The 15,274-nt window shown below is 70.1% G+C and carries 16 protein-coding genes; 8 read left to right on the top strand and 8 right to left on the bottom strand.

Features of this window, described 5'->3' with window-relative positions; all coding sequences use genetic code 11:
- Nucleotides 1–31: 31 nt before the first annotated feature.
- Complete coding sequence (locus tag ACOKM3_RS17505; protein WP_266713511.1) at nucleotides 32–274, bottom strand: hypothetical protein; 243 nt, start codon at nucleotides 272–274, stop codon at nucleotides 32–34.
- Nucleotides 267–1,148, bottom strand: a complete 882-nt coding sequence (gene mca / locus ACOKM3_RS17510) for a mycothiol conjugate amidase Mca (RefSeq protein WP_426901533.1) — start codon at nucleotides 1,146–1,148, stop codon at nucleotides 267–269. Before mca ends, ACOKM3_RS17505 begins: the two co-directional genes overlap by 8 nt.
- A gap of 133 nt (nucleotides 1,149–1,281) precedes the next feature.
- On the opposite strand from mca, the gene ACOKM3_RS17515 reads away from it, so the two are divergent.
- A complete protein-coding gene (locus ACOKM3_RS17515) occupies nucleotides 1,282–1,686 on the top strand; it encodes a DUF4307 domain-containing protein (protein WP_426901535.1) in 405 nt (134 codons plus the stop codon).
- 178 nt (nucleotides 1,687–1,864) lie between these two features.
- The gene (greA, locus tag ACOKM3_RS17520; RefSeq protein WP_426901537.1) at nucleotides 1,865–2,362 is read left to right on the top strand and encodes a transcription elongation factor GreA; all 498 of its coding nucleotides are present in this window, start codon (nucleotides 1,865–1,867) and stop codon (nucleotides 2,360–2,362) included.
- Between the two features lie 59 nt (nucleotides 2,363–2,421).
- On the opposite strand, the gene ACOKM3_RS17525 is transcribed toward greA, so the two are convergent.
- The 3 genes from ACOKM3_RS17525 to ilvA form a co-directional block, all read right to left on the bottom strand.
- On the bottom strand, nucleotides 2,422–3,228 hold the full coding sequence (locus ACOKM3_RS17525) for an ABC transporter permease (protein ID WP_426901539.1): 807 nt from the start codon (nucleotides 3,226–3,228) through the stop codon (nucleotides 2,422–2,424).
- A complete protein-coding gene (locus ACOKM3_RS17530) occupies nucleotides 3,225–4,223 on the bottom strand; it encodes an ATP-binding cassette domain-containing protein (protein WP_426901541.1) in 999 nt (332 codons plus the stop codon). The genes ACOKM3_RS17525 and ACOKM3_RS17530 overlap by 4 nt, the downstream gene beginning before the upstream one ends.
- Nucleotides 4,224–4,396: 173 nt before the next feature.
- Nucleotides 4,397–5,638, bottom strand: a complete 1,242-nt coding sequence (gene ilvA / locus ACOKM3_RS17535) for a threonine ammonia-lyase (RefSeq protein WP_426901543.1) — start codon at nucleotides 5,636–5,638, stop codon at nucleotides 4,397–4,399.
- 175 nt (nucleotides 5,639–5,813) lie between these two features.
- Between ilvA and ACOKM3_RS17540 the strand changes: the two genes are divergently transcribed.
- The 3 genes from ACOKM3_RS17540 (at nucleotide 5,814) to ACOKM3_RS17550 (ending at nucleotide 7,108) form a co-directional block, all read left to right on the top strand.
- Complete coding sequence (locus tag ACOKM3_RS17540) at nucleotides 5,814–6,299, top strand: MarR family winged helix-turn-helix transcriptional regulator (protein WP_266718819.1); 486 nt, start codon at nucleotides 5,814–5,816, stop codon at nucleotides 6,297–6,299.
- Between the two features lie 78 nt (nucleotides 6,300–6,377).
- On the top strand, nucleotides 6,378–6,857 hold the full coding sequence (locus tag ACOKM3_RS17545) for a sigma factor-like helix-turn-helix DNA-binding protein (RefSeq protein ID WP_426901545.1): 480 nt from the start codon (nucleotides 6,378–6,380) through the stop codon (nucleotides 6,855–6,857).
- The gene (locus tag ACOKM3_RS17550; protein ID WP_426901547.1) at nucleotides 6,854–7,108 is read left to right on the top strand and encodes a hypothetical protein; all 255 of its coding nucleotides are present in this window, start codon (nucleotides 6,854–6,856) and stop codon (nucleotides 7,106–7,108) included. Before ACOKM3_RS17545 ends, ACOKM3_RS17550 begins: the two co-directional genes overlap by 4 nt.
- Before the next feature lie 18 nt (nucleotides 7,109–7,126).
- On the opposite strand, the gene ACOKM3_RS17555 is transcribed toward ACOKM3_RS17550, so the two are convergent.
- Nucleotides 7,127–8,299 (bottom strand): cystathionine gamma-synthase, encoded by a 1,173-nt coding sequence (locus ACOKM3_RS17555; protein WP_426901549.1) that lies wholly within the window; start codon nucleotides 8,297–8,299, stop codon nucleotides 7,127–7,129.
- Nucleotides 8,300–8,406: 107 nt separating this feature from the next.
- On the opposite strand from ACOKM3_RS17555, the gene ACOKM3_RS17560 reads away from it, so the two are divergent.
- On the top strand, nucleotides 8,407–9,504 hold the full coding sequence (locus ACOKM3_RS17560; protein ID WP_426901551.1) for a hypothetical protein: 1,098 nt from the start codon (nucleotides 8,407–8,409) through the stop codon (nucleotides 9,502–9,504).
- Nucleotides 9,505–9,748: 244 nt separating this feature from the next.
- Nucleotides 9,749–12,631: a family 43 glycosylhydrolase gene (locus ACOKM3_RS17565; protein ID WP_426901553.1), complete on the top strand. Its 2,883-nt coding sequence runs from the start codon at nucleotides 9,749–9,751 to the stop codon at nucleotides 12,629–12,631.
- A 33-nt stretch (nucleotides 12,632–12,664) separates the two neighbouring features.
- On the opposite strand, the gene ACOKM3_RS17570 is transcribed toward ACOKM3_RS17565, so the two are convergent.
- Nucleotides 12,665–13,006, bottom strand: coding sequence for a DUF1330 domain-containing protein (locus ACOKM3_RS17570; RefSeq protein ID WP_426901555.1), 342 nt, complete (start codon nucleotides 13,004–13,006; stop codon nucleotides 12,665–12,667).
- Nucleotides 13,007–13,150: 144 nt separating this feature from the next.
- The gene (locus tag ACOKM3_RS17575; protein WP_426901557.1) at nucleotides 13,151–14,194 is read right to left on the bottom strand and encodes an NAD(P)-dependent alcohol dehydrogenase; all 1,044 of its coding nucleotides are present in this window, start codon (nucleotides 14,192–14,194) and stop codon (nucleotides 13,151–13,153) included.
- Nucleotides 14,195–14,322: 128 nt separating this feature from the next.
- Between ACOKM3_RS17575 and ACOKM3_RS17580 the strand changes: the two genes are divergently transcribed.
- Nucleotides 14,323–15,237 (top strand): helix-turn-helix domain-containing protein, encoded by a 915-nt coding sequence (locus ACOKM3_RS17580; protein ID WP_426901559.1) that lies wholly within the window; start codon nucleotides 14,323–14,325, stop codon nucleotides 15,235–15,237.
- The last annotated feature ends 37 nt before the right edge of the window (nucleotides 15,238–15,274 follow it).

Below are 15,274 nucleotides of genomic sequence, written 5' to 3' on the forward strand. Positions count from 1 at the left end.
CACACCCTCGTGCGCGGGGCCGACGGCGGAGTCAGGCGGACTTCTGCCCGGCGTCCTTGCCGCTCGTCGCACCGGCGGGCTCGTCCGACTTCTCCTTGAAGTCGACCTTGCCCATGTGCTTGTTCATCGACTTCATCAGGCCCCAGACCGCGACGGCCATCACGGCGAAGACGATGAAGCCGAGCACGCCCGGAGTCACCTTGTTCTCGTCGACCTCCTTGGCGGCAAGGGGGACGAGATGGGTCAATGCCAGATTCGCGTTCACATCAGGCATTGTGTCGGATGCCCGCGAAGAGGTCGTCCTCGGGGAGGGAGGTATCGACGAGCGACTTCGCGAGCTCGTACTCCTCCGTCGGCCAGACCTCCTGCTGGATGTCCATCGGCACGCGGAACCAGCCGCCGTCGGGGTCGATCTGCGTGGCGTGCGCGATCAGCGCCTTGTCGCGGATCCCGAAGAAGTCGGCGCAGGGAATGTGCGTGGTCAGCGTGCGCTCGGTCCGCGCCATGTCGTCCCAGCGCTTGAGCCAGTCCCCGTACGGGGACTCCATGCCGCGCTCGAGGAGTGCGTTGTGCAGCGCCTCGGTGCGCGGCCGGTTGAAGCCCTGGTTGTAGTAGAGCTTCTTCGGCTGGTAGACGGGGCCGAACTCGTCCTCGGGGTACTTCTCGGCATCGGCCGCACCGTCGAAGGCCACCATCGTGATCTTGTGGGTCATGATGTGGTCGGGGTGCGGGTAGCCGCCGTTCTCGTCGTAGGTCGTGATGACCTGCGGACGGAAGCTGCGGATCTGCTTGACCAGGGCGCCGGCCGCGTGGTCGACGTCCTCCAGGGCGAAGCAGCCCTCCGGCAGCGGCGGCAGCGGGTCCCCCTCGGGCAGCCCCGAGTCGACGAAGCCCAGCCAGTCCTGCTTGACGCCGAGGATCTCGCGCGCCTCGTCCATCTCCTTGCGGCGCACCTCCCGGATGTTCTCCTCGACGTACTTGTCGCCCTGGAGCTTCGGGTTGAGGATGGAGCCGCGCTCGCCGCCCGTGCAGGTCACTACGTGTACGTCCACCCCCTCGGACACGTACTTGGCCATGGTGGCCGCGCCCTTCGACGACTCGTCGTCGGGGTGGGCGTGAACGGCCATCAGTCGCAGCTGCTCAGTCAAGACAAGATCCTCGGTGAGTTATGTGGCGCCCGGGTTCCATCGGTGCAAGGGGCGGCTTCTATAGTGACGGAACCGGGGGGCGGAAAATTCCGGTGCCCGGGAACAAGTCGGGCGACGCGAGAGGAACTGGCGGATGAGCGCCGTGCAGCAGCTGCCCGAGGGCCGATACGGATCCTCGCGCTCCGCCGACGCCCGCGCCGACCGTAAGCTGAAGATCACCGGAATCGTTCTCGGCGCCCTGTTCGCGGCGCTGATGATCTGGTTCGGCTGGTACTACGTCGTCGGCGGCAGCAAGTTCAGCGGCGAGGTCATCGCCTTCGACACGAACAAGCACGACGTCCAGGTCCATATGGAGATCCGTAAGGACACCGACGCCACCGGCTACTGCACGATCCGCTCGCAGGACGCCGCCGGCGCCGAGGTGGGACGCGCCGACTTCCGCTTCGACCAGAAGACCGAGCGGATCGACAAGGTCGTCACGCTGAAGACGACGGGCGACGGCACGACCGCCGAGCTCCTGGGCTGCCACGCCGACTGATTGTCGATACGGGCCGGCGAAACGGCAGGCGCTGACCTGCGCCGACGCAACGCTGATGCCTTTTGTCCTCCCCCTTTCACGCCTGAATTGTTAGGCTCGTGGTTTCGCCCACTCAGTAGGGAACATCCTTCTGGGTAGGGCGATGCTTTGTATACCCAGTACCTACGAGGAGCGACCTGTGACCCAGACCAGCGAAGACGTCACCTGGCTGACGCAGGAGGCGTACACCAAGCTGAGGGACGAGCTGGCGTACCTGTCTGGTCCCGCGCGCGAGGAGATCACTCAGAAGATCGCCGCGGCGCGCGAGGAGGGCGACCTGCGGGAGAACGGCGGGTACCACGCGGCCAAGGAGGAGCAGGGCAAGCAGGAGCTCCGCATCCGCCAGCTGACCCAGCTCCTGGAGAAGGCCAAGGTCGGAGAGGCCCCGGCGGCGACCGGCGTGGTCGCGCCCGGCATGGTCGTCACGATCGCCTTCGACGGCGACGAGGACGACACCCTGGAGTTCCTGCTCGCCTCGCGCGAGTACGCGAGCAGCGACTTCGAGACGTACTCGCCCCAGTCCCCGCTCGGTACGGGGGTCAACGGCCACAAGGTGGGCGAGGACGTCGACTACGAGCTGCCGAACGGCAAGAAGGCCTCGGTCAGGATCCTCAAGGCGGAGCCCTTCAGCGGCTGACGCACTGCACGGACATGAGTGGGCCCCGCGGCACGCACGCCGCGGGGCCCACTCATGTGTCAGGCCGCCTTGCGGTACTTGCGCACCGCGAGGGTGCGGAAGACCAGGATGATCAGGACCGACCAGATCAGGGAGGCCCAGACCGGGTGCTCCATGGGCCAGGCGCCGGTCACCGATTTCGGTACGCCCTCGATCGTGTTGCCGAACAGCTCGCGGGCCGCCGCCACCGTGGCGCTGAAGGGGTTCCACTCCGCGATGTACTGAAGGAACTTCGGCATGCCGTTGACCGGCACGAACGCGTTCGAGATGAACGTCAGCGGGAAGAGCCAGATCAGGCCGCCGGAGGTCGCCGCCTCCGGGGTGCGCACCGACAGGCCGATCAGCGCGCCGATCCAGGTGAACGCGTACCCGAGCAGCAGAAGCAGGCCGAAGCCGGCCAGGACCTTGCCGAAGTTCTCGTGCGTGCGCCAGCCGACGAGCAGCGCCACCACCGCGAGCACGGCCAGCGTCACCGCCGTCTGCACCAGGTCGGCGAGGGTGCGGCCGGTGAGCACGGCGCCGCGCGCCATGGGCAGCGAGCGGAACCGGTCGATGAGGCCCTTGTGCATGTCGTCCGCGATGCCCGCACCGGCGCCCGCCGTGGCGAAGGTGACGGTCTGGGCGAAGATGCCCGCCATCAGGAATTCCTTGTAGGCACCGGCGCTGACCCCGGCGCCCGGGATGGCGATCGAGCCGCCGAAGACGTACGTGAACAGGACCACGAACATCACCGGCTGGATGATCCCGAACAGGATCATCTCGGGGATCCGGGTCATCCGGATCAGGTTGCGCTTGCCGATGACCAGGGAGTCGTTCCAGGCGCTCATTTCTTCGCCCCCTTCGTCTCCTCGGCCGCATCGGCCGCGTCGGCCGCGTCGGCCTCCTCGGCGACATGACCGGTCAGCGAGATGAACACGTCGTCGAGGGTCGGGCGGCGCAGGCCGATGTCGTCGATCTCGATGCCGCGCGCGTCCAGGTCGCGGATGACCTCGGCGAGGAGCTTGGCGCCGCCGGTGACCGGGACGGTCAGCTTGCGCGTGTGCTCGTCGACCGTGGCCTCGCCCTTGCCGAAGCCGGCCAGGATCTCCCGGGCCGCGGCGATGTGCTCCCGCTCGTGCACCACGACCTCGACGCGCTCGCCGCCGGTCTGGGCCTTGAGCTGGTCGGCGGTGCCGCGGGCGATGACGCGGCCGTGGTCCACGACGCAGATGTCGTGCGCCAGGTGGTCGGCCTCTTCCAGGTACTGGGTCGTGAGCAGCAGCGTCGTACCGCCGGCGACCAGTTCCTGCATCACCTCCCACAGCTGCTGCCGGTTGTGCGGGTCGAGGCCGGTCGTCGGCTCGTCCATGAACATCACCGGCGGGGAGACGACGAGGGCGGCCGCGAGGTCGAGCCTGCGGCGCATGCCGCCCGAGTACGTCTTGGAGGGGCGGTCGGCGGCGTCCACGAGGTTGAAGCGCTCGAGGAGTTCGACGGACCGCTTCTTGGCGTCCTTCTTGGACAGCTGGTAGAGCTGCCCGACCATCTGCAGGTTCTCGCGCCCCGTCAGATATTCGTCGACCGCGGCGAACTGGCCGGACAGGCCGATGGAGCGCCGCACTTCGTTCGGGTTCTTCAGTACGTCGATGCCCGCGACGACCGCCTTGCCACTGTCCGGCGTGAGCAGGGTCGTCAGGCAGCGCACCGCCGTCGTCTTCCCCGCCCCGTTCGGCCCCAGCAGGCCGAGGACCGTGCCCTCCGGTACGTCCAGATCGACGCCGTCCAGAGCCCTTACATCGCCGAAGGTCTTCACCAGACCTTCGGCGTAGATGGCGCCTGGCATTGGTTCCCCCAGTGTGTGGGTGTTACCTGATGCGTGCTGTGCCCGCGTACGCGGCGTTACATGACTTACGCGGCCTTGCGTGAAGAAAGTGTAAATTTGCCGGGTCGTACGTGCCCGGCGAACGGGTGAAGCGCGCCACACACTAACGCGATGTATCGCGTACCGCCACGGAATTACTCGATGACGGTGTAGCCCGCCTCCCGAAGCGCCGCGCCGACCTCGGTGCAGTGCGCGGGTCCCTTGGTCTCCAGGTGCAGCTCCACCTCCGCCTCCGTGAGCCCGAGCCGAGGATCGGTCCGTACGTGGCTCACATCGGTGACGTTGGCGTCGGCCACTGACAACACCTGGAGGAGCGTGGCCAGGGCGCCGGGGCGGTCGGTCAGGCGCAGCCGCAGCGACAGATAGCGGCCCGCCGCGGCCAGGCCGTGGGTGAGGACGCGCTGCATCAGGAGCGGGTCGATGTTGCCGCCGGACAGCAGCGCGACGACCGGGCCCTCGAAGGCGCCTGGCTCGCTCAGGAGCGCCGCCACGGGGCTCGCGCCCGCGGGTTCGACGACCAGCTTGGCGCGCTCCAGGCAGAGCAGCAGGGCGCTGGAGAGCGCGTCCTCCGAGACCGTACGGACATCGTCGACCAGGCCGGAGACGAGCCCGAACGGGACGTCGCCGGGCCGCCCCACCTTGATCCCGTCGGCCATCGTCGACGGGGACTTGATCGCGACCGGGTGCCCGGCGGCGAGCGAGGGCGGGTACGCGGCAGCGCCCGCCGCCTGCACGCCGATCACCTTCACGTCGGGCCGCAGCGCCTTCACCGCGACCGCGATGCCGGCCGCGAGTCCGCCGCCGCCGACGCCGACCAGGATCGTGCGCACCTCCGGGCACTGCTCCAGGATCTCCAGGCCGAGCGTGCCCTGGCCCGCGACGACGTCCGGGTGGTCGAAGGGGTGGATGAACACCGCCCCGGTCTGCTCCGCGTACTCCTGGGCCGCGGCGAGGGTCTCGTCGACCACCTGGCCGTGCAGGCGCACCTCGGCGCCGTACTCGCGGGTCGCGGCGACCTTCGGCAGGGGCGCGCCGACCGGCATGAACACCGTGGAGCGCACGCCGAGGAGCGAGGAGGCGAGGGCCACGCCCTGCGCGTGGTTGCCCGCGCTCGCGGCCACGACCCCGGCCGCGCGCTCCTCGGGCAGCAGGCCGGCGATCCGCACGTAGGCGCCGCGCAGCTTGAAGGAACCGGTGCGCTGAAGGTTCTCGCACTTGAGGTGGACCGGCGTCCCGGCCAGCTGGGAGAGGTGGTGGCTGTGCGCCATCGACGTCACCCGTGCCACCCCGGAAAGCATCTTCTGGGCGCCTCGGACGTCGTCGAGGGTGACCGCGGGCGTCGGGGCGGGCAAGTAGTCAGACGCGCTGTTGCTCATGACGAAAGTCTTGCAGCTCACGGCGGGCGGCTCTCGGGATGCTCACGCTGCGAGACCGGATTGCGCACGGCCGGTACGGCCAGCGCTTTCGCCGCGTACCCTGTGGGCCAATCCAGTGCAATCCACCACCCACGCATGAAGTGAGCCCCCGGCCATGCCCACACCACAGGAAACGATGGACATGACGACCGCTGGTGACCCCGGCCTCCTCGAAACGCTCCAGCACGAGGTGGCGGTCTTCGCCCGTCGCGCCGAACAGACCCGGCTCGGCGGGGTCGGGCAGGTGCGCAATTCGATGGACCGAGCGGCTTATCTGCTGCTCAACCGCCTCGACAAGGAAGGCCCGATGGGCGTCAAGGCGCTCGCGTCGAGCATGGGGATCGACTCCTCGACGGTGACCCGCCAGGTCGCGCCGCTCGTCGACACGGGTCTCGTCAAGCGCACCTCTCACCCGGAGGACGGACGTGCGGTGGTGTTGCAGCTGTCGCCGCGCGGTGCGGCCCGGCTCGACGAGGTACGCACATCGAGGCAGGAATTGATGGCGCAGTTGACGCAGGAGTGGGAGCCGCAGGAGCGCGAGCAGTTCTGCGCGCTCCTCGCGCGCTTCAATTCCGCGCTCTCCGCGCGCCACGGCCAGCCGACGCCGCCCGCCGACTCCTGACGGTCCCCGGGCACACCGGTACGGCACGAGCGGCTCCCGCCTCTTGACCAGGGAGCCGCGGTCGGCCTCATATGAAGGGTGCGAGAACGGCAGGCGTTGCGCGACGCCCGCCGGGCCCGTGAGTTCGAGGCGTTCGTCGCGGGCGCGGCCGGGCGGCTGCTGCGTGCCGCGACACTCCTGACGACGGAGCCCCCGGACGCCAACCCTCGCGCCCGCAAGCTGCTCACGACCGTCCTCGGCCGGACGTACGCCTCCTGGGACCGGCTTCGGGGTGAGGATCCCTACGACTGCGCGCGCAAGGAACTGGCCGTCCGGTTCGCCCGCGGCTCATGGCGGCAGCACCGCGCGCGTGGCGGCGCGTTGGGGCGGCTGAGCCCCCAGGAGCGGCTCGTCCTCGTGCTGCGGCTCTTCGAAGGGGTCGGCGAGGAGCAGACCGCGTCGTTGCTCGGGCTGCCCGCCGAGCGCGTGCGCACCGTGCACGCGCGGGCGATGGCCCTCGTCCTGCACCCGCCGCGCGGCCCCGCGCCCGCCGAGCTGCGAGGGGCGGCCCCGGTATGAGTCTCCAGGAGCGCAATGAGGCGGCCGTGCGCGCGGTGCTCGACGGCGGGCCCGCACCCGTGGTGCCGGCGGAGCTGTGCGCGGACGCGATGCGCAAGGGCCGCCGCACGCGCAAGCGGCGCCGGGCGGCGGCCCGGCTCATGTGGTTCGTGCTGGTCGTCGCCGTCGTGGCGTTCGTCGTGTGGGCGACGGTCGAGCGGCCGTGGGTGGAGCCGCCCTCGAAGACGACTCCACAACTGACCGGCTGGTGAACTCCCCTACGGGGAGTCCTACTTGTCGAGCGCCTGCTGGAGGTCGGCGAGCAGGTCGTCGACGGACTCGATGCCCACGGAGAGGCGCACGAGGTCGGCGGGGACCTCCAGGGCGGAGCCCGCGACGGAGGCGTGCGTCATCCGGCCGGGGTGCTCGACGAGGGACTCGACGCCGCCCAGGGACTCGCCCAGCGTGAAGAGCTTCGCCCTGTTGCAGACCTCGACGGCCGCCTCCTCGCCGCCCTCGACCTGGAACGACACCATGCCGCCGAACGCCTTCATCTGCTTCGCCGCGATCTCGTGCCCGGGGTGCTCGGGCAGGCCCGGGTAGAGCACCTTCGTGACGCGCGGGTGGCGGGAGAGCATCTCGGCGACGCGGGTCGCGTTCTCGCTGTGCCGGTCCATGCGCACGGGCAGCGTCTTGATGCCGCGCAGCACCAGCCAGGCGTCGAACGGGCCGGCCACCGCGCCCATCGCGTTCTGGTGGTACGCGAGGTCCTCGGCGAGGGTGTCGTCGTTGACGACGAGCGCGCCGCCGACGACGTCGGAGTGGCCGCCCATGTACTTGGTCATCGAGTGCACGACGACGTCGGCGCCGAGCGCCAGCGGCTGCTGGAGGTAGGGGCTGGCGAAGGTGTTGTCGACGACGAGCCTGGCCCCGGCCTCATGCGCGACCTGGGCGACGGCCGCGATGTCGGTGATGCCGAGGAGCGGGTTCGAGGGCGTCTCCACCCACACGGCCTTGGTCAGCGGGGTGATCGCGGCGCGCACCGACTCGACGTCGCTGGTGTCCGCCACCGAGAACTCGACGCCCCAGCGCGTCACGACCTTCGCGAACAGCCGGAACGTGCCGCCGTACGCGTCGTTCGGGATGACCACGTGGTCGCCGGGGCTGAGCAGCGTCCGCAGCAGGCAGTCCTCGGCGGCGAGCCCGGAGGCGAAGGCGAGGCCGCGCCTGCCGCCCTCCAGGGCGGCGAGGTTCTCCTCCAGGGCGCTGCGGGTCGGGTTGGCGCTGCGGCTGTACTCGTAGCCGCCGCGCAGGCCGCCCACGCCGTCCTGCTTGTACGTGGAGACCTGGTAGATCGGCGGGACGACGGCGCCGGTCACGGGGTCGGCCGTGTTGCCGGCGTGGATGGCGGTGGTCTCGAAGCCGCGCGGGGTGCTGCCGCTGTGGCTGTGCGTGTCGCTCATGGGGGCCGAGCGTAGGCGCTCGCGCGCGTGGAGGTGGGGCGCAGCGCCCTTTTGTCGCCACTGTGGCCGGGAACCCCGCGTCGGACCGGCACGTTAGCGTTGTTGATATGGGAATTCTCTGGGGGCTGATGGCCGCGGTCATGATCGGGCTCGTGGTGTCGCAGTTGCTGCGGCGCCGCGGCGGGATTCGGCAGGTCGCTCCGGGTTCTCCGGACGCCGCGGACCCGGCCGACTACGGGTTCATGCTCCAGGAGGACCTGGACGTCCGGCTGCCGGGGCCCGACCAGGACCTGCTCGACGTGATGGCGGTCGTGCAGCGGAACCAGGACTTCACCGCGGCCTCCCAGCTGCTCGCCGGGACCGGCAAGGAGACCGAGACCCGGTGGGAGCGGGTGCAGGCGATCGCCGGTGCCGCCGCTCTCGAGGCCCAGCAGACGCCGCGGCTCGGCGCCGGGTGGCTGCACGCGTGGCGGTCGCAGGCGCCGAAGGACGCGGGCGGGGCGCAGGTCTTCGCCGAGTTCCTGGTGCAGCAGGCGTGGCGCGGCGGCGGCACCCCCGACGAGCAGCGGATCGTCCTCGAAGAGGCCCGCAATGCCTGTGACGAGGCGGCGCTGCTGGCTCCCGGCGACCCCGTCCCGCACATCACGCATCTCGCCGTCGCGCGCGGACTCGGCTATTCGCAGGCCGAGTTCGAGCAATTGTGGCTGAAGATCCTCGACACCGCGCCGGGCCACATGGGCGCGCATCTGGCCGGCCTCCGGTACTGGACGGAGAAGTGGCACGGCTCGCGCGAGCAGGCCTTCTCGTTCGCCGAGGCCGCCGCCGCGCGTGCGCCGCGCGGTTCACTGCTCGCGGCACTGCCGCTGTTCGCGCTGTACGAGCACGTGCCCGAGGTGAACCTGGTGCGCGGGTTCTACGAGAGCGAGGTCGTCACGAAGGCCCTGCACGGGGCGCTGTTCGCGGTGCACGCCGCGCGCCCCGACGACCCGATGCTCGCCCACGTACGGCACCTGCTGGTGTTCTTCCTGGTGCGCAGCGAGCGCTGGTCCGAGGCGATGCAGCAACTCGTGCACGTCGACGGCCACGTGGGCGCGATCCCGTGGACCGCCGAGCCCGACCCGGCGGCCTCGTACGCCGTGTACCGGGCGCTCGCCGTCGCCGGTTACGAGGCGAACGGCGGGAGCCCGGCGACGCTGCGGCACTGACCCGCCGTCGCGGAGGAGACCGTTCACCGGATGTGCCGGTGGCTCCGACCGGATTGCCAGGCTGGGCACTGTAGGGCAGTTCGCGGCATTTGACGTTCGAGATCCCGATCGGTCTTCGATTTATCGGACCAATGTGCATCCAGGATCTTGACCGGGCGACCGCGTACTTCTTCACTGGCCAACGCCGACACCCCTGCCAGCCCCCGCCACCACGGTCTCCCCCGCACCCCGAGGAGCGGTACGCATGCCCCGTAACGGAACGTCCCGTCCGCCCGCCGCCGCCCTGTCCCGACGGCACCTCCTCGTCGCCGGAGCGCTCACTCTGGGGGCTTCCGCTCTCGCCTCCCCGAGCCCCGCCGTCGCCGGCGCTCGCGCCGGGAAGGCCGACGCCGACGCCGACGGATACGAGGGCTATCTTTTCGTCTACTTCACCGGCGAGGGCAGCGCGGACGGAGAGCAGATTCATCTCGCACTCAGCCGGGGCGACGACCCGCTCCACTGGCGGGAGTTGAACGGAGGGGAGCCCGTTCTCACCTCCGACCTCGGTGACAAGGGTGTGCGCGACCCCTTCGTCATCCGGTCGCCCGAAGGGGACAAGTTCTTTCTCATCGCCACCGACCTGAAGATCCATGGCGGGGCCGGCTGGGACTACGTGCAGCGGCACGGCAGTCGGTCGATCATCGTGTGGGAGTCGGCGGACCTGGTGGACTGGGGCGAGCCCCGGTCGGTGCTCGTGTCGCCGGAGACCGCGGGCAACACCTGGGCGCCCGAGGCGTATTGGAACGAGGAACTCGGTTCCTACGTCGTCTTCTGGGCCTCCAAGCTGTACGGCGAGGACGACCCGGAGCACACCGGCGACACGTACAACCGCATGCTGTACGCCACGACCACGGACTTCGTGACCTTCACCGAGGCCAAGGTGTGGAACGACCCGGGGTATTCGGTCATCGACTCCACCGTCATCGCGCACGGCGGGACGTACTACCGGTTCACGAAGGACGAGCGGTCGGCGTCCCAGTCGCCGTACGGGAAGTTCATCCTGGAGGAGAAGTCCGAGGACCTGCTCTCCACGGACTGGGAGACCGTCGCCGAGGGCATCGGTATGGGGTCCATGGCGCAGGGCGAGGGGCCGCTCGTCTTCAAGTCCAACAGTGAAGAGAAGTGGTACCTGTTCATCGACGACTACACCGGCACCGGCTACATGCCCTTCGAGTCCACCGATCTGGCGGCCGGCGAGTGGACGAAGGCCGCCGAGTACCGGCTGCCCGCGGCCCCGCGGCACGGGACCGTACTCCCTTTGACGCGTGCGGAGTTCGACCGGGTCAACGTCAAGTGGGGCGTCGCTCCCGTGCGCGCCGACGCCGACGGGCTCGTCGCCCACTGGCCGCTCGACAGCGACGCGAAGGACACCTCCGGGCACGGCTATCACGGCACCGCGGCCGGGGACGCCCGCTGGGACGACGGCGCCCTCGTGCTCGGCGGCGCGAGCGGACACGTGAAGCTGCCCGACGACATGCTGGCCGGCGTGGACTCGGTGACCGTCGCCGCCGAGGTGTGGGTCGACAGCGACCAGGCGACGCCGTACTTCCTGTACGGGTTCGGGAACACCGCCTCCTCCACCGGTTCAGGCGACGGCTATCTCTTCGCCACGGGCGGCGGTGCCGACAGCGGCTTCCGGGCCGCCCTGTCCGACGGCAACTGGAGCAAGGAGCAGGCCGCCACCGCCAACTCCGGGCTTGCGCGCGGGCGTTGGGCCCACGTCACGTACACCGTCGACGGCGACACCGCGCTGCTGTACCTCGACGGTGCGGTCGCCGCCCGGAACACCGCCGTCACCCTCATGCCCTCGGACATCGGCGGCGGGCGCACCACGGCGAACTATCTGGGCCGGTCCCAGTACGCCTCCGACCACACCCTGAAGGGGCGGCTGCGGGACGTACGGCTCTACAACAGGGCGCTGTCCGCCGACGAGATCGCCGCACTGCCCGCCAACGCCACCCGGATCCGGGGCGTGGAGGCGAAGGAGCTGAAGGTGCCCGCCGTCGTGGCGGGAGGCGGCGGCGCGACCGTCGTGCTGCCGGTCGAGCCGGGCACCCAACTGCGCGCTCTGCGGCCCGAGTTCACGCTCGCGCCCGGCGCCAGGATCAGCCCCGCGAGCGGCAAGCGGGTGGACCTGCGCAAGCCCGTCACGTACACCGTCACCTCGGCGGCGGGCGAGCGGCGAAGGTGGCGGGTGTCGGCCGTGGAGATGCGTACGCCCGTGCTGCCCGGCTTCCACGCCGATCCCAACATCGTCGTGTTCCGGGGGACTTACTACCTCTACACGACCAACGACGGGTTCGACGGCTGGAGCGGTACCACCTTCAGCGTCTGGTCGTCGAAGGACCTCGTCCACTGGGTCGATCGCGGGGTCGTCCTGGACCTCGGCAAGGACGTCGGCTGGGCCGAGTCCCGCGCCTGGGCGCCGACCATCGCCGAGAAGGACGGGCGGTTCTACTTCTACTACTGCGCCGAGGCGAAGATCGGGGTCGCCACGGCCGACTCGCCCACGGGGCCGTTCACCGACAGCGGGAAGGTTCTGATCGCCGCCAACCCGGACGGCGCCGGACAGGCCATCGACCCGGCCGCCTTCACCGACGAGGACGGCGAATCGTATCTGTACTGGGGCAACGGGTCGGCATGGGTGGTGCCGCTGGACGGTGACGACATGACGTCGTACGACCCGTCAAAGGCACGGCAGCTCAAGGGACTTGAGGGCTTTCGGGAAGGGTTGTTCATGGTGCGGCGAGGCGGCCTGTACCACCTCACGTACTCGATCGACGACACCCGCAGCGAGAACTACCGCGTCGGGTACGCCACGTCCGACTCGCCGTACGGGCCGTTCACCCACCGCGGCGTGGTGCTGGAGAAGGACCCGGCCCAGGGGATCCTCGGCACCGGGCACAATTCGCTGCTCCGCGTGCCCGGCACCGACGAGTGGTACATCGCCTACCACCGGTTCGGGATGCCCGGCGGTGACGGCACCCACCGTGAGACCACCATCGACCGCGTCACGTTCGGGGCGGACGGTCTGATGCGGCCGGTCGTGCCGACGCTCGACGGGGTGCGGCCGCGACGCGTCCCGTAGGCACGCCGGGGCCGGGCAGTCGGGTCCTTGGGCCTACGCCTCGCGCATGGCCGCGGCCGTGCGCCCCGCGTCGTACGCCTCCGGGACGCCCTCCAGGAACACCAGGCTGCCGGGCAGGTGGTCGGTGCGCAGCGGGAGGATCTCCTGGTAGGCGGGGGACGCGTACCAGTCGTGGGCCGCCTCCAGGTCGGGGAACTCGACCATCACGATGCCGCCGGGCGGCTCCCCCTCCACCCACTCCCCCTTCTTCCCGTGGACCAGGAAGCGGCCGCCGTACGGGGCGAAGGTGGACTGGACGCGCTCGATGTACGTGAGGACGTCGGGGTGCGGGGCGCCGGGCGTGGTGCCGAGTACGGCGATCGCGTAGGCGGTCATGGAAGAGCCCTCCCTCGGGTCCGGCAGGATCTGGCTTATGGGTCGATCCTGCCGGGGCCCGGGGAGGGCGGCCATGACCTCTCAGGTCATGAAGGTCATGAAGTCACGAAGGCCGTGAAGTCATGAGCGATGCGCGCGAGGCGCTCAGATGGTCGCCGCGTCGATCACGAAGCGGTAGCGCACGTCCGAGCCGAGGACCCGCTCGTACGCCTCGTTGACCTGGCTCGCCTCGATCAGCTCGATCTCGGCGCCGAGGCCGTGCTCGGCGCAGAAGTCGAGCATCTCCTGGGTCTCGGCGATGCCGCCGATCATGGAACCGGCGAGCACCTTGTTGCCACCGATGAGGGAGAACAGGTTGAGGGAGATCGGCTCCTCGGGGGCGCCGACGTTCACCAGCGCGCCGCCCGTCTTGAGCAGGCTCAGGTACGCGCCGAAGTCCACCTGCGCGGAGACGGTGGAGAGGATGACGTCGAAGGTGCCCGCGAGCTCCTCGAAGGTCTTCGGGTCGCTCGTCGCGTAGTAGTGGTCGGCGCCCAGCTTCAGGCCGTCGTCCTTCTTGCGCAGCGACTGCGAGAGGACGGTGACCTCCGCGCCGAGCGCGTGCGCGATCTTGACGCCCATGTGGCCGAGGCCGCCGAGACCGACGACCGCGACCTTCTTGCCGGGGCCCGCGCCCCAGTGCTTCAGCGGGGAGTACGTGGTGATGCCGGCGCAGAGCAGCGGCGCGGCCACGTCGAGCGCGATGCCCTCGGGGATGTTGACGACGAAGCCCTCGGTGACGACGACCTTCTGCGAGTAGCCGCCGTAGGTGGGCTCGCCGTCCTTGCCGACGGCGTTGTACGTCTGGACGTTCCCCTGGACGCAGTGCTGCTCGAACCCGGACTTGCAGGGCTCGCACTCGCCACAGGAGTCGACCATGCAGCCGACGCCGACACGGTCGCCGACCTTGAACTTGGTGACGCCCGAACCGACGGCCTCCACGACACCGGCGATCTCGTGGCCCGGGACCATCGGGAAGATGGCCTCGCCCCAGCCCTCGCGGGCCTGGTGGATGTCGGAGTGACAGATTCCGGCGAACTTGATGTCGATCAGTACGTCGTGCTCGCCGACGGTGCGGCGTTCGATGGTGGTGCGCTCCAGCGGGGCCTTGGCGCTGGGAACGGCGTATGCGGCAACAGTCGTGGTCATGGCCTCCAGCCTGCTACCGGCCCACCCGGATCACCAAAGATTACGCAGGTCACCGCTTTGCGTACGTCCAGTGGTCCTACTACTGGCGGGGTCAGGCTCCCGGTCGTACGACCGGGAATACTGGAAGCATGGACGAGAACGATGCGGCCAGGGAACCGGCGGCGGACCGCCCGGACCATCTGGACCGGCGCGCCGAGCTGAGCGAGTTCCTGCGCACCCGGCGGGCCCGGCTCAAGCCCGAGGACGTGGGGCTGGCCTCGATGGGGCGGCACCGGCGGGTGCCGGGCCTGCGGCGCGAGGAGCTGGCGCAGCTCGCCGGGGTCTCGGTCGCGTACTACACGCGCCTGGAGCAGGGCAACGGGCGCAATGTGTCGGCGGAGGTGCTCGACGCGATCGCGCGCGCCCTGCGGCTCAGCGACACCGAGCACGCGCACCTCGTCCACCTGGCGAGCCCGACGCGGCAGCGCCGCAGGTCGCCGGCGCCGAAGCGGCAGCAGCAGGTGCGGCCCGCGCTGCGCCACCTGCTCGACTCGCTGGAGGGCGTGCCCGCCTACATCGGCGGGGCGCGCTCGGACATCCTCGCCTGGAACCGGATGGCGGCGGCGCTCTTCGGCGACTGGGGCCGCATGCCGCGCGCCGAGCGGAACTGGGCGCGGCTCACGTTCCTGAACCCGGACTACCGCGAGCTGTTCGTCGACTGGGACTCCAAGGCCACCGACATGGTCAGCTACCTCCGCCTCTACGCGGGCCGCAACCCCGAGGACCCGGAACTGTCGGCCCTGGTCGGCGAACTCTCCGTCAAGAGCGAGGAGTTCAGGCGCCTGTGGGCCACGCACGACGTGAAGGAAAAAGGCCACGGCGTAAAGCGCATGCGCCACCCCCTGGTCGGCGAACTGACCCTCGCGTACGAGACGCTCCACCTGCCGGACGACGACGGCCAGTTCTTGTCCGTCTACCACCCGGAGCCGGGCACGGCATCAGCGGAAGCACTGCGACTACTCGCGAGCTGGGGCGCGGACGACTCCCTGCGGACGAAGCTGTAGGCGCTGCGGGACGCCAACCGCTTGACGGAGTGAGCGC

The sequence above is a fragment of the Streptomyces nidicola genome, assembly GCF_050106155.1.
Taxonomy (GTDB): Bacteria; Actinomycetota; Actinomycetes; order Streptomycetales; family Streptomycetaceae; genus Streptomyces.

Coding starts and splice junctions, on each gene's coding strand:
- ACOKM3_RS17505 (WP_266713511.1), bottom strand. CDS start 274: ATGCCTGATGTGAACGCGAATCTGGCATTGACCCATCTCGTCCCCCTT.
- ACOKM3_RS17515 (WP_426901535.1), top strand. CDS start 1,282: ATGAGCGCCGTGCAGCAGCTGCCCGAGGGCCGATACGGATCCTCGCGC.
- ACOKM3_RS17525 (WP_426901539.1), bottom strand. CDS start 3,228: ATGAGCGCCTGGAACGACTCCCTGGTCATCGGCAAGCGCAACCTGATC.
- ACOKM3_RS17530 (WP_426901541.1), bottom strand. CDS start 4,223: ATGCCAGGCGCCATCTACGCCGAAGGTCTGGTGAAGACCTTCGGCGAT.
- ilvA (WP_426901543.1), bottom strand. CDS start 5,638: ATGAGCAACAGCGCGTCTGACTACTTGCCCGCCCCGACGCCCGCGGTC.
- ACOKM3_RS17540 (WP_266718819.1), top strand. CDS start 5,814: ATGGACATGACGACCGCTGGTGACCCCGGCCTCCTCGAAACGCTCCAG.
- ACOKM3_RS17550 (WP_426901547.1), top strand. CDS start 6,854: ATGAGTCTCCAGGAGCGCAATGAGGCGGCCGTGCGCGCGGTGCTCGAC.
- ACOKM3_RS17555 (WP_426901549.1), bottom strand. CDS start 8,299: ATGAGCGACACGCACAGCCACAGCGGCAGCACCCCGCGCGGCTTCGAG.
- ACOKM3_RS17560 (WP_426901551.1), top strand. CDS start 8,407: ATGGGAATTCTCTGGGGGCTGATGGCCGCGGTCATGATCGGGCTCGTG.
- ACOKM3_RS17565 (WP_426901553.1), top strand. CDS start 9,749: ATGCCCCGTAACGGAACGTCCCGTCCGCCCGCCGCCGCCCTGTCCCGA.
- ACOKM3_RS17570 (WP_426901555.1), bottom strand. CDS start 13,006: ATGACCGCCTACGCGATCGCCGTACTCGGCACCACGCCCGGCGCCCCG.
- ACOKM3_RS17575 (WP_426901557.1), bottom strand. CDS start 14,194: ATGACCACGACTGTTGCCGCATACGCCGTTCCCAGCGCCAAGGCCCCG.
- ACOKM3_RS17580 (WP_426901559.1), top strand. CDS start 14,323: ATGGACGAGAACGATGCGGCCAGGGAACCGGCGGCGGACCGCCCGGAC.